This window comes from Cupriavidus sp. 05N38, from assembly GCF_056397345.1.
This window is the reverse complement of record NZ_JBFTNF010000107.1, coordinates 15,869-28,315: the sequence shown is the minus strand read 5'-3', so window position 1 is coordinate 28,315 and position 12,447 is coordinate 15,869. Positions and strand designations below refer to the sequence as shown.

The 12,447-nt window shown below is 68.9% G+C and carries 12 protein-coding genes and 2 pseudogenes; 10 read left to right on the top strand and 4 right to left on the bottom strand.

Features of this window, described 5'->3' with window-relative positions:
* A pseudogene (locus AC1DK4_RS38670) lies at positions 1-391 on the top strand (copper resistance protein CopQ); the annotation flags it as partial.
* A gap of 139 nt (positions 392-530) precedes the next feature.
* Entirely contained in the window at positions 531-1,133 is a 603-nt protein-coding gene (locus AC1DK4_RS38665) for a TetR/AcrR family transcriptional regulator (RefSeq protein ID WP_441618187.1), read from the top strand.
* Positions 1,134-1,195: 62 nt separating this feature from the next.
* Here AC1DK4_RS38665 and AC1DK4_RS38660 read toward each other — a convergent pair whose 3' ends face one another.
* Positions 1,196-2,068 (bottom strand): LysR family transcriptional regulator, encoded by an 873-nt coding sequence (locus AC1DK4_RS38660; protein ID WP_441618189.1) that lies wholly within the window; start codon positions 2,066-2,068, stop codon positions 1,196-1,198.
* A 136-nt stretch (positions 2,069-2,204) separates the two neighbouring features.
* On the opposite strand from AC1DK4_RS38660, the gene AC1DK4_RS38655 reads away from it, so the two are divergent.
* Positions 2,205-2,810, top strand: a complete 606-nt coding sequence (locus AC1DK4_RS38655) for a cysteine hydrolase family protein (RefSeq protein WP_477132184.1) — start codon at positions 2,205-2,207, stop codon at positions 2,808-2,810.
* A gap of 104 nt (positions 2,811-2,914) precedes the next feature.
* Positions 2,915-3,913: a lipopolysaccharide heptosyltransferase I gene (gene waaC / locus AC1DK4_RS38650; RefSeq protein ID WP_441618193.1), complete on the top strand. Its 999-nt coding sequence runs from the start codon at positions 2,915-2,917 to the stop codon at positions 3,911-3,913.
* Positions 3,914-3,948: 35 nt separating this feature from the next.
* On the opposite strand, the pseudogene AC1DK4_RS38645 reads toward waaC, so the two are convergent.
* A pseudogene (locus AC1DK4_RS38645) lies at positions 3,949-4,317 on the bottom strand (lecithin retinol acyltransferase family protein); the annotation flags it as partial.
* A 231-nt stretch (positions 4,318-4,548) separates the two neighbouring features.
* Here AC1DK4_RS38645 and AC1DK4_RS38640 point away from each other — a divergent pair.
* The gene (locus tag AC1DK4_RS38640) at positions 4,549-5,163 is read left to right on the top strand and encodes a TetR/AcrR family transcriptional regulator (protein ID WP_441618195.1); all 615 of its coding nucleotides are present in this window, start codon (positions 4,549-4,551) and stop codon (positions 5,161-5,163) included.
* 120 nt (positions 5,164-5,283) lie between these two features.
* Positions 5,284-6,405, top strand: a complete 1,122-nt coding sequence (locus AC1DK4_RS38635) for an NADH:flavin oxidoreductase/NADH oxidase (protein ID WP_441618197.1) — start codon at positions 5,284-5,286, stop codon at positions 6,403-6,405.
* A gap of 59 nt (positions 6,406-6,464) precedes the next feature.
* Here the strand turns inward: AC1DK4_RS38635 and AC1DK4_RS38630 are convergent, their stop codons facing one another.
* Positions 6,465-7,448 carry a Bug family tripartite tricarboxylate transporter substrate binding protein gene (locus tag AC1DK4_RS38630; RefSeq protein WP_441618199.1) on the bottom strand — a complete coding sequence of 328 codons (984 nt, stop codon included), beginning with the start codon at positions 7,446-7,448 and terminating at the stop codon, positions 6,465-6,467.
* Between the two features lie 69 nt (positions 7,449-7,517).
* Positions 7,518-8,612, bottom strand: a complete 1,095-nt coding sequence (locus tag AC1DK4_RS38625) for a porin (RefSeq protein WP_477132183.1) — start codon at positions 8,610-8,612, stop codon at positions 7,518-7,520.
* Between the two features lie 490 nt (positions 8,613-9,102).
* Between AC1DK4_RS38625 and AC1DK4_RS38620 the strand changes: the two genes are divergently transcribed.
* The 4 genes from AC1DK4_RS38620 to AC1DK4_RS38605 all read left to right on the top strand — a co-directional run bounded on the left by AC1DK4_RS38620 (position 9,103) and on the right by AC1DK4_RS38605 (position 12,440).
* On the top strand, positions 9,103-9,972 hold the full coding sequence (locus AC1DK4_RS38620; RefSeq protein ID WP_441618203.1) for an alpha/beta fold hydrolase: 870 nt from the start codon (positions 9,103-9,105) through the stop codon (positions 9,970-9,972).
* Between the two features lie 211 nt (positions 9,973-10,183).
* Entirely contained in the window at positions 10,184-10,489 is a 306-nt protein-coding gene (locus AC1DK4_RS38615; protein WP_441618205.1) for a recombinase-like helix-turn-helix domain-containing protein, read from the top strand.
* Between the two features lie 120 nt (positions 10,490-10,609).
* On the top strand, positions 10,610-11,677 hold the full coding sequence (locus tag AC1DK4_RS38610) for a Rieske 2Fe-2S domain-containing protein (protein WP_441618207.1): 1,068 nt from the start codon (positions 10,610-10,612) through the stop codon (positions 11,675-11,677).
* Complete coding sequence (locus AC1DK4_RS38605; RefSeq protein ID WP_441618209.1) at positions 11,670-12,440, top strand: SDR family oxidoreductase; 771 nt, start codon at positions 11,670-11,672, stop codon at positions 12,438-12,440. Before AC1DK4_RS38610 ends, AC1DK4_RS38605 begins: the two co-directional genes overlap by 8 nt.
* Positions 12,441-12,447: the final 7 nt, after the last annotated feature.

Here is a 12,447-nt window from a genome sequence, read left to right as displayed (position 1 = left end):
CAACGGCAACCGCGACGCCTTCACCGACGGCGCCCGCACCGGCAAGTTCGACCCGTACACCGAAGGTGCCCGTATCGTGGCCGGCCTGGACCGCGTCGGCGTGTCGGCCAGCCCGGCGCGCAACGGCAGCCGCGACGCCTTCACCGACGGCGCCCGCAACGGCAACCGCGACGCGTTCACCGATGGCGCCCGCGTAGGCAAGTTCGACCCGTACACCGACGGCGCCCGTATCGTGGCCGGCCTRGACCGCGTCGGCGTATCGGCCAGCCCGGCGCGCATCAGCAACCGCGACGGCTATACCGATGGCGCGCGCAGCGGCAACCGCGATGCCTTCACCGATGGCGCCCGCACCGGCAAGTTCGATGTCTTCACCGAAGGCGCCAACGCCTGAGCGAAGTCAAGGTGCCCGCTTCCGCAGTCGGGAGCGGGGCACGCGGCGAACGGCCGGCGTTTCCGGTCCCTTCGCCGTGTGATCTGTTTTTGTTCTGAACGACGTCAAGAGGGTCCGCCGAAATGCGGATGCATGCCATATGACAACCCGATCCGTACGCGAACAACTGCTCGAGCACACGCTGGTGCTGGTCGGTCAGCGGGGTTTCAATGGCTTCAGTTATCGTGACCTGGCCGAGCGAGTGGGTGTGAAGACCTCCAGCATCCACTACCACTTCCCGTCCAAGGAAGACCTGGTCGAGGCTGCCGTGACGGAATACAGCGCCCGCGTGTGCGAACGCGTGCGCCACATCGACGCGGCCCTGCCGCCGGAAGCGCAGGCGCGCGAATTCCTGAAGCCGTGGCTGGATTCGGCGGGCGGCGACGGCATCTGCCTGGTCGGCATGCTGTCGACCGAGGCGCTGATGTTGCCGGAACCCGTGCACCGGGTGCTCAAGGAGTACTATCGCGTGAACGAATCCTGGCTCACGCGCCTGTTCGAGAGCGTGTACGCCACGCAGCAGACGGCTGCCGCGATATCGGCGCAATCGATGGCGCAGGCTGTGCTCGGTGCGCTGCAGAGCGGACTTGTGGTGGCGCGGCTGTTCGGCGCACCGCAGCGGATCGAGGCCGCGGCCGACCTGCTGACCGCTTCGGTAGCCGCCCCGGGGTCCGCCCGCGGCGCGCAAGCCATGCCTGCCTGAGCGCGCGGTCCCGACGAAGCAAACGCCCGCCGCATGGCGGGCGTTTGCTTTGGCCCGTCATCTCAGGGGCAGGTCTCAAGCGTGTGCGCAAGCCACTCGATCACCGGCCGGAAGCGCGACGCGCCGCGAAACTCCTGCGGATAGGCCAGCCATATCTCCCGCACCACTTCGGGCACTTCGCGCACCAGCGCCAGCCGCGCATCGCCGCGCGCCAGGTAGTGCGGCAACAGCCCGATGCCAAGCCCGCTGCAGATCGCCTCGTGCACCGCCAGCATATTGTTCGACTGGAAACCGGTACGCGCGGCGGCCCTGTGCGTCCATTCCGATTCCGGCAGCGCAAGCCCTTCGTCGAGCAGCCCGCATAGCGGCGCGGCCGCGAGCTCGGCTTGCGGCCAGGGTCCCGCATCGGCCGCCCGCGCCGGCGCATAGAGGCCGAATCCCATGCTGCCCGCGCGTTGCGCAATCACGTCGTGTTCCTGCGGCCGCGCCAGCCGTACCGCCAGGTGCGCGCGCCGCCGCGCCAGGCTGGCGATGCGGTTGTCCGTCTCCAGCCTGACTTCGAGCTGCGGGTGGGCGCGGTACAGCGTGGACAAACGCGGGGTGAGGAAGTGACTGCCGAGCGCCGCCGTGCAGGCGATGCTGACCACGCCGGAGACGCCCGCGCCCGCATCCTCCACCTCGCGCAGCAGGCGCTCGGCCGAATTTTCCATCTGCTGCGCTGCCGCCAGCGCCGCGCGCCCGGCGGCCGACAGGGCGAAAGCGCCTTCGGTGCGCGTCGCCACCGGTTTGCCGAGAGCGCTCTCCAGCCGCCGGATGCGACGGATTGCGGTGGCGTGCGTCACACCCAGTTCGCGCGCGCAGGCCGAGTAGTTGCCGGTACGGATCAGCGTGGACAAGGTCAGCAGGTCGTCCCAATGCAGTGAACGTTTTTGCACAGTGAATGTGAGCGGATTGAGAATTGCCGAACAGGATAGCGCGGCCTATCATCGCCTGCACGGTAGACGCCAGGACGGCGCCTGCCGGCCCCGGCGGGGCCGCCATCTGCACACTGCACGCAAGAAAGGAGTCACGATGTCCACCCCCTTTACCCTGCTCGACCTTGCCGGCGCCAGCCGCGCCCCTTCGGCCTGGGAGGCCGCCACGCTGGTGCTGGTGGACCACCAGCGCGAGTATGTGGACGGCAAGCTGCCGCTGACCGGCATGCCTGCCGCCACCGCTGCCTGCGCCGATCTGCTGGCGCTGGCGCGGCGCCACGGCAGCCCTGTGGTGCACGTGGTGCATCACGGACGGCCCGGCAGCGGCGGCGCTTTCGATCCGGAAGGTCCTTATGCTGCGATCATCGAAGGGCTCGAGCCGGGCGCGGGCGAGCACACCGTGGTCAAGAGCCTGCCGAACAGTTTCGCCGGCACCACGCTGGCGGCGCTGCTGGAAAGGCTCGGGCGCAAGGAGCTGATCGTGGGCGGCTTCCAGACCCATATGTGCATCAGCGCCACGGTGCGCTCGRCACTCGACCACGGCTATCGCACGACCGTGGTCGCCTCGGCCTGCGCCACGCGTGACCTGCCCGATCCTCTGGGCGGCGCGCCGCTTGCGGCCCACGAGGTCCACCGGGGGGCGCTGGTCGCGCTGAACGACCGTTTTGCCACGGTGGTGGCGAGCCCGGCGGTCTGGGCTTAGGCCGGGCGACCGGGCGCCCGCCGCGGGGGTGCGCCGGCTGGGGTGCTGGTGCATACTACGGCCTCGCCGGCTCCCGGCCCGTTCCTCCGCTATCCGAACCGCCCATGAAACGCATTCTCGTCATCAAGATCACCTCGCTGGGTGACATGGTCCACACATTGCCGTTGGTGTCCGACCTGCGCCGCGCCTACCCCGAGGCCAAGATCGACTGGGTGGCGGACGCTTCCTGCGCGGATATCCCGCGCTGGGCCGTGGACGTGGATCGCGTGATCGCACCGCCGCTGCGCGGCTTCAAGAAGTCGCGCAGCTGGGCCGACCTGCGTGCCATCATCGGCGCGCTCTGGCAGCTGCGCCGGGAAAAGTACGACGTGGTGGTGGACGTGCATGGCGTCTACAAGAGCGCCATCGTGGCCTGGCTTGCGCGCTCGCGCCGCCGGCTCGGCTACGCGGCCGAATACCTCGGCGAGGCGCGCGCCGTCTTTGCCTATACGCAGATCTTCGGGCCGCATGGCGATGCCACGGCGCGCTACAAGATGCGCATGGTGGTCGCCAACGCGCTGGGATACCCGATCGATGCCGCCGAGCACTATGCCTTGCGCGTGCCCGCGCCCGCCACGCCGCTGAACGCTGACGGCATTGCGCGCGCGATGCTCTTCCATGCCACCTCGGTCGAGGCCAAGAAATGGCCGGCGCAACGGTGGATTGCCGTGGGCCGGGAACTGGCGGGCCGCGGCTACAAGATCCAGCTGCCGTGGGGGTCGCCGGCCGAGCGCGCGGAATCCGAAGCACTGGCCGCGGAAATCCCGGGCGCGGAGGTGCTGCCGCGCATGACCATCACCGAATGCGCGCAACGCGTCGATGCCGCGGCCCTGGTGGTCGGCACGGACACGGGTTTCGTCCATCTGGCGGATGCGCTGGGCAAGCCCTCGGTCATGCTGTTTACCGTGACCGACAGCCAGCATTTCGGCATCAGCACGCCGGGGCAGTCGGTGTCCGTCGGCGCGAAAGGCGTGGTGCCGGAAGTGAGCGAAGTGCTCGACGCCATCGCCCACGTCACGGCGGGCGAGCGCAGCGCCCAGCCGGGCGCCACCCATATGGCCTGAGCGGCGCGCGCTAACAGGCGGGCATCAGGCGGGCATCAGGCGGGCATGGCGACGGCATCGGGGCGCGCGGCCCGCAGGCCGCGGCACCACGTCGCGGCGATGGCACCCAGCAGCCGCAGCGCCATCAGCGGACGCGCCAGGCATCGCTGCACTTGTTCGCTGTGGCTCTCGCCGTAGAGGCACCACGAGCAGAAGTGCTCGCAGTTGTTGGTCAGCAGCCGGTAGCGGTCTTCGCCCAGGCGCGAGCGGGCGCGCCGGACGGCTTCTTCGCCGATGTCCGCGCTCAGCGGCACGGCCTTGACTTCGATGCCGCCGCCGGCGGCGAACCGGTCCGGGGCCAGTTCTTCGACGGGGCCGCTGCGCCAGCCATGCGCCAGTCCGGCGTAGTGCACCACGCGGCCACTGCGTCGCCCCGCCCGGACGCACGCCGACGCACGCCGCAGCATGCCGCCCGGGACCGGCTTTCGATCATTTGATCAAACAGCGGCTTCGCCCGGGCACCCGGCAGACAGGGCGGCCGTCTTGTGTTATGTATCAATCGATATATAATCGTTCTGTTGCGAACGATAGAAAACGTCATTCCCTTCGTTCCCAGATGCAAACCACGTCACCTGATCACACGGCAAGGAACCACCATGGCGCGACCGCGCGGATTCGATGAGCAGCAGGTACTGGACGCCGCCGGAGATGCCTTCTGGGCCAAGGGTTTCGAGGCCACCTCCACGCGCGACCTGGTGCGGCTGACTGGCCTGACGCAGCCCAGCCTCTACAACGCCTTCGGCGACAAGCGCGGTCTATACCGGCGCGCGCTGGAACACTACCTGGGCAAGACCTTGCATGACCGGATCGACCGGCTGGAGTCGGCGTTGCCGCCGGGCCATGCGATTGCCGCCTTCTTCGGCGAGATCGTCGAGCGCTCGCTCGCCGACGAGCACCATCGCGGCTGCATGCTGGTCAACGCGGCGGTGGAGTCGACGCCCGAGGACGAGGAACTGCAGCGCGCCATCGTCGCCGAGCTGGACCAGCTCAAGCGTTTCTTCCAGCGCTGCATGACGGCGGGGCAAGCCAGTGGCGAGGTCCCGCAGGTGCTGCCGGCCGAGGATGCCGCGACCCAGCTGCTGGCGGTGCTGCTCGGCGTGCGCGTGCTGGCGCGGATCAATCCGCAGCGCGCGCTGCTCGAGGGCGCGGTCAGGCCGGTGCTCGGCATGCTGGGCCTGCCGCCTCTGCCCGGCGCGGGGCGCGCGCCATAGCGGCAGCATCTGCTTCGCGCGCCGACGCGGAAAACGCAGCCGTTCTAGAATGGCCGGGACGCCCGAGACGCGCGTGCGGCGCCTGCCGCGCATGCCACAGACCGCAAGGAGCCGTGCCCCATGAGCCAGAGTCAATTGTTCCAGCCGCTTTCGATCGGAAACCTGCGGCTCGAAAACCGCATCGCCATTGCACCCATGTGCCAGTACTCGGCGCAAGACGGATCGGCCGGCGACTGGCACATGATCCATCTCGGCCAGCTCGCGCTGTCCGGCGCGGGGCTGCTGATCATCGAGGCCTCGGCGGTATCGCCGGAAGGGCGCATCACGCCGCAGGACCTGGGCCTCTACTCGGATGCCAACGAAGCCGCGCTGGGCAAGGTGATTGCCGCGGCCCGAGCGCACGCGCCGATCGCCATTGCCATCCAGATTTCCCATGCCGGGCGCAAGGCGTCGAGCCAGGCGCCGTGGGATGGCGGCAGCCAGATCCGTCCCGACGAGCCGCGTGGCTGGAAGACGCTGGCGCCATCCGCGGTGCCGCACGCCGAGGGTGAAGATCCGCCGCAGGCGCTCGACCGCGCCGGCATGGACAAGATCCGGCAAGACTTCGTGGCCGCCGCGCAGCGTGCCGCGCGCCTTGGCCTCGACGGCATCGAGATCCACGCCGCGCACGGCTACCTGCTGCACCAGTTCCTCTCGCCGCTGGCCAACAAGCGCGACGACGAATACGGCGGCAGCCTGGAAAACCGCATGCGCTTCCCGCTCGAAGTGTTCGACGCCGTGCGCGCCGCGTTTCCGGCCGACAAGCCGGTGTGGGTACGCATCTCCGCCACGGACTGGGTGCCGGGCGGCTGGGATATCGACGGCACCGTGGCGCTGTCCAGGGCGCTCAAGGCGCGCGGCTGCGCGGCCATCCACGTGACCACCGGCGGCGTTTCGCCGCAGCAGGCCATCAAGCTCGGACCGGGCTACCAGGTTCCCTACGCGCAGCGGGTCAAGGCCGAAGTGGGCTTGCCGACCATCGCGGTGGGCCTGATCACCGAACCCGAGCAGGCCGAGGCCATCATCGCCAACGGCGAGGCGGATGTGGTCTCGCTGGCGCGCGCCATGCTCTACGATCCGCGCTGGCCATGGCACGCGGCGGCGAAGCTCGGCGCGCAGGTCCACGCGCCCAGGCAATACTGGCGCTCGCAGCCGCGCGAGTACAAGGACCTGTTCTTCGGCGCCAGCTTCGGCCAGCGCTGACGCAAACGGGCCCGCGCAAGGCGGGCCCGTGTTCCACGCCGCATCGGCAGCGGCGAGGCTCAGTCGGCCTGGATGCCGAACTCCTTCACGATCTTGCTGTAGCGCGTAGCGTCCGACGCGATCAGCTTGCCGAGCACGGCCGGCTCGCCACCCACGGGCGTGACCGCGATGGTGGCCATGCGCGCCACCACGTCAGGCATCTTCAGGATGTCGTTGACGTGGGCGTTCAGCGTCTTCACCAGCTCGGGCGGCAGCCCCTTCGGGGCCAGCAGCGCCTGCCACGCGCCAATTTCCACATCCTTGTAGCCAAGCTCGGCGAGCGTCGGCACGTTGGGCGCGAACGGCGAGCGCTTCAGGTCCGCCACCGCCAGCGGCACGATGCTGCCGGTGCCGATGTACTGGGATACCGCGCCCAGCGTGATATACGTCATCGGCACCTGGCCGCCCAGTACGTCGACCACCGCCGGCGCGGTGCCGCGATAGGGCACTTGCGAGATTTTCACGCCCGCAGCCTTGTTGAACAGCTCGCCCAGGATATGCATCGGCGAGCCGTTGCCCGGGCTCGCGTACGTCTGCAGGCTGCCCGCCCTGGCGCGCGCGACCAGGTCCGGCAGCCTGGTGATGCCGGTGCCCTTGCCGACCACCACGAACAGCGACTGCACGCCAAGCTGCGCCACTGGCGTGAAGTCGGCGCGCACGTCGTAGGCGGCACCGGTGCCGCTCTTGAGCACCAGCGGCGCGATGGCCACGGTATTGGGCGCGACCAGCAGCGTATAGCCGTCGGCCGGGGCCTTGGCCACGTAGGCGCTGCCGATGGTGCCGGCGGCGCCCGTGCGGTTCTCGACCACCACCGACTGATGCACCCGTGCGGACAGCTTCTCGGCGATCAGGCGGGCCAGCACGTCGGTATCGCCGCCGGCGGGATAGGCCACCACCAGCGTGATGGGCTTGGCGGGATAGGCCTGCGCGTGGCTCGCGGCGGGCGCCAGCAGGGCGCTTGTCGCCGCCATGGCGGCAAGCAGGATGCGGATTGCGGACTTCATGGGATACCCCCTCTCGATTGACTTCATGCCGGGCCGCGGCCCGGCAGGCGCCTGCCGGCGCCCTGGCGCTCAGAACGTGTGTTTGATGCCGAGCATCGCGCCCAGCTGCGAGCCGCCCGGCTTCGGATTGGAGCCAGGCGCGCCGCCGCTCACCGACAGGGCCGACTGCCCGCCATTGTCGATATAGCCCGCGGTGGCGTACACCGAGGTGCGTTTGGAGAAGGCATAGGTGCCGCGCAGCGCGTACAGCATCGCCTTGTTGTCGCTGTTGTGATACTTGAGGTAGTAGAGCTGGCCAGCCAGCGTGAACGCGGGCGTGAYGTCGTAGGCCATGCCGGCGTACCAGAGGTCGCTGCGCGGCGTCGGGCTGCCCTGGTTGTCGCGGCGGATCACGCCGGCGCCGAGCTTGGCCTTGGACAGCAGCATGTAGCCGTTGAGCGAGAGGCGGTCATCGCGCAGGCTGCTGCTGGTCAGGCCTGCGAACGCGCCGGGGCCGCCGCGCAGCGAGTCGTAGGCCGCGCCCACGCCCCATGTCTTGTTGTCGTACTGCAGCAGCGCGGACCACTCGCGGCATTGCGTGTGGTTGGCCGGGTTCTCTCCCGCGCAATTTGCGCCAGAAGGGCTCGGGCCGGCGTTGACCGAGTCGCGTCCGAAGCTGTACGTCGCGCCCACCGTGAAGCCGCCGAAGGTGCCCTTGTACGAGACCGCGTTGTCGGCGCGCGTATTCGGCAGGTAGCTGTCGAGCGAGCCGGAGCCGAATACATTGGGCCCGAGGATGTCCGGGTCCAGCGTGGCCCAGAACAGCATGGTGTACTGCCGGCCCAGGGCCACCTGACCCCACTGGCCGGACAAGCCTACCAGCGCCTGGCGGCCGAACAGGCGGCCGCCCTGGTTGGCGCTGCCGGAATCCGGCGCAAAGCCGGACTCGAGCACGAACAGGCTCTTGAGCCCGCCGCCCAGGTCTTCGGTCCCGCGGATACCCCAGCGCGACGGCACCGTGCCGGTCAGCGTCGTCATGCGGAACAGGTTGTCCTTTGCCGCGCCGACGTTGTTCACGTATTCGATGCCGGTATCGACCACGCCATACAGCGTCACCGATGACTGGGCCGAGGCAAGCATGGGCACCGCTGCCAGGGCAGCCAGCGCGATCCGTCCAAGTTTCATTTAACGATTCCTCTCTTTTCTGCCATGTGGTGTAAGGGCGCCGCGGTGCTCTGCGAGACCGTGCGCGGCGGAAAGAGCGCATGAGGAAAGCATGCACTTTTCCGCTTTATGTTTTATAGGTAAAACATCAGATTACATAAGAAACAACGAGCAAAATATAGCTGGTGATCTCGCGAATGGCAGGAGCGGGAAATCCCTAGTGATGTCGGGAAGCGACGGCGGCGCTGCACGGGCGGCGGCGCGCATGTGCCGGTTGATGCGCCGCGGCAGGCCCGGCCCGCGCCATTGCCAGGGCGGTCCGCCGCTCCGAAAGGCGCCGCCGGCTTGGCCATGCGGAAAAACGGGGAGCGGGAGAATGCCTGGATGTCGGGACGACGAGCCGCAATGCGGCTTGCGGAGAAATTTTTCGTCGCGGGGTTAACCCGGATCACGCTTCCCCGAAGGCCGGTCTATATTTCCTAGGTTTTATCTGAAAACTAAAGTTTCATATATGGAACAAAAGACCTCGCCCGCAATCCCGCAACCCGTGCCGGAACTCTTGCGCGCCCTGGACAGCGCTTTCACCGAACAACGCGTGGTCACCGCCGCTGGCGCGCAAGTCGCCTACCGCAGCGGCGGCAAGCGCGGCCCGGTGATCGTCCTGCTGCACGGCATCAGTTCCGGGGCGGCTTCGTGGCTGCCCTGCGCCAGCCTGCTGGCGGCCGACGCGCGCGTGATCGCGTGGGACGCCCCCGGCTACGGCAACTCGCAGCCTTTGGCGGTGGCCGCGCCGTCCGCCGCCGACTACGGCCGGCGCCTGCAGGACCTGTTGCGCGTGCTGGATGTGCGGCCCGATGTCATCGTGGGTCATTCGCTGGGCGCGCTGATGGCCTGCGCTTTCCTTGCCGAGGCGGCCCCCGCACTGCTGCCCGCCCGCACATTGCTGCTGAGCCCCGCGCAGGGCTACGGCGGCGCCGGCAAGGAAGACAAGGCCCTTGAAGTGGAACGGCAACGCCTCGACGCGCTCGCCGCCGTCGGCGTGGAAGGCCTCGCCGAACGCGGGCCGGCACGGCTGCTGAGCGGCGCGGCCGGCGCCGACGCGCGGGCCTGGGTGAGCTGGAACATGCGCCGGCTCCATCCGGGCGGCTACCGGCAGGCGGTGGCCATGCTGTGCGGCGACGCCATCGAGCACTACCTGCGGCAGCGGCCCCAGGGCGCGAGCGTGCGCGTGGGTTGCGGCGCGCTGGACGTGGTGACGCCACCGCCGGCCGGTGCGGCGCTGGCCGAGCGCTTCGACCTGCCGTTCGCCCTCATCCCCGATGCCGGCCACGCCTGCTATGTCGAGCAGGCCGCAGCGGTGGCGCGCTGGATCCGCAGCTGATCCGCGCGCCCGGCGCTCGCCCAGATCCAGGCTGCGGCCCGGCCTGGCCGCTTCCTGCGGATAGTCGTCAAATCAAAGGGTAAACCCCAGTCTATTTTTGAAGTTTCGTTGTCTATAGTGGTGTCTGTGTTCAATATTTAAATCAGTGTTTTACCAGTAAAACAAAACACGGATGAGACAGCAGGCAACGAAGGTGCATAGGAGCAGCGCAATGGAAGACCTCGCATACAACCCGAACCTGGCGCCGTGGGAGCGCCCGGCGCCGAACAACGTCGCCGGCAAGGGCCACATCGAGCAGCCGGGCAAGGTGGCCAACGTCGTGTGGCAAACGCGCGCCGCGGCGCCGACCGCCTACGAGAACGCGCTCGGCGATGCGCTGGAAGCCGCCTTCGAAGCCGGTGCCCTGAACCCGGCAGACCTGGTGCGCGCCTTCAACCAGGCCGGCTTCCTGGGCGCCGACGGCCAGGCCTGGAGCGAAGAGCGCCTGCTCGCCGAGCTGCGCCGGCTCGGCGCGTAGGGCAGGCCGGCCCGACGCCAACAACATCAACGCGATCGCGACGGCAGGCGGCACGGCAAGACGCCCCATCTTCGCAACTGCGATCCGATCCGGTACCCGCAAGAGGCTAGAGAGCAAACAATGGAATCCAACAAGCAAGCGCGTGCTGAAGCGCGCCTGAACAGCGGTCTGCATAACTACTGGTATCCGGTGTCCGCCTCGTGGGCGGTCGCGCACGCGCCGATCGGCATCACGCGCCTGGGCCAGAACATCGTGCTGTGGCGCGACGGCGCCGGCCAGGTCCACGCGCTGGAAGACCGCTGCCCGCACCGCGGTGCGCGTCTGTCGATGGGCTGGAACCTCGGCGACCGCGTGGCCTGCTGGTACCACGGCGTGGAAGTCGGCGGCGACGGCCAGGTCAAGAGCGTGCCGGCGGTGGATAGCTGCCCGCTCGAAGGCAAGACCTGCGTGCGCAGCTACCCGGTGCAGGAAAAGGCCGGCGCCATCTTCCTGTGGTTCGGCGAGCGCGCCCCGGTGCAAGGCGAGGGCGGTGCCGACGCGCTGCGCCTGCCGGAAGAACTGGAGAGCGACGAGCACAGCCATTTCCTGTGCGTGGCGCACTGGGACTGCAATTACCGCTACGCCATCGACAACGTCATGGACCCGATGCACGGGGCCTACCTGCACGCGGTCTCGCACTCGATGGCCAGCGGCGAGAAGCAGGCCGTGATGTCGGTGCGCGAGACCGACACCGGCCTGGTGTTCGAGAAGACCGGCCAGCGCGGCGTGAACTTCGACTGGGTCGAGTTCGGCGAGACCGGCACGCTGTGGCTGCGCCTGGCGATCCCCTACCGCGCCAAGGTCGGCCCGGGCGGCCCGTTCGGCATCGTCGGCATGGCCACGCCGGTCGACGAGGACCACTGCATGGTGTTCTTCTGGCGCACCCGCCACGTGCAGGGCTGGGAGCGCGACGTGTGGCGCTTCCTGTATCGCAACCGCCTCGAAGGCCTGCACTGGGACGTGCTGGAGCAGGACCGCGTGGTGCTGGAAATGATGGCGCCGAACGCGCGCGACCACGAAACGCTGTACCAGCACGACGTGGGTATCACCCGCGTGCGCCGCCTGCTGCGCCGCCGTGCCGACCAGGAAGTCGCGGACGAGCCGGTCGCCATGCTCAAGCCCGTCGGCGGGATGGCGAGCCATGCCTGAGACCAACCGCAACAAGCTGCTGGCCGGCCGCCGCGTGCTGGTGACCGGCGCGGCGCGCGGGCTCGGGCTGGACTTCGCCACGCAGATCGCCGAAGCCGGCGCCGCGGTGGCGATGGCCGACATCCTGGCCGAGCGCCTGCAGGAAGAAGTCGCGACGCTGAAGGCGCGCGGGCTGAACGTCGTGCCCATCGTGCTGGACCTCGGCAGCCCCGAATCGGTGAAGGCCTGCGCCGCCGAAGCGGTGGCCGTGCTGGGCGGGCTGGATGGCCTCGTCAACAATGCCGCGGTGACCGATTCGGGCGGCCGCGACGCATCGGCCATCGACATCGCCACCTGGGACCGCGTGATGAACATCAACGTGCGCGGCACCTGGCTGATGACCACCGCCTGCCTGCCGGCGCTGCGCGCATCGGGCCGCGGCGCCATCGTCAACCTGGCCTCGGACACGCCGCTGTGGGGCGCGCCCAACCTGCTGGCCTACGTGGCCAGCAAGAGCGCCATCATCGGCATGACCCGCTCGCTGGCGCGCGAACTCGGCGGCGACAACGTCACCGTCAACGCCATCGCGCCGGGCCTGACCATGGTCGAGGCCACCGAATACGTGCCCCAGAAGAGGCGCGACCTCTATCGCGAACAACGCGCGATTTCGCGCGAACAGCTCCCCGCGGATGTTTCCGGGGCCGTGCTGTTCGCCCTCTCCGACCTGTCGCGCTTCGTGACAGGCCAGACGCTGGCCGTCAACGGCGGCTTCGTCATGCACTGAGCCAAGA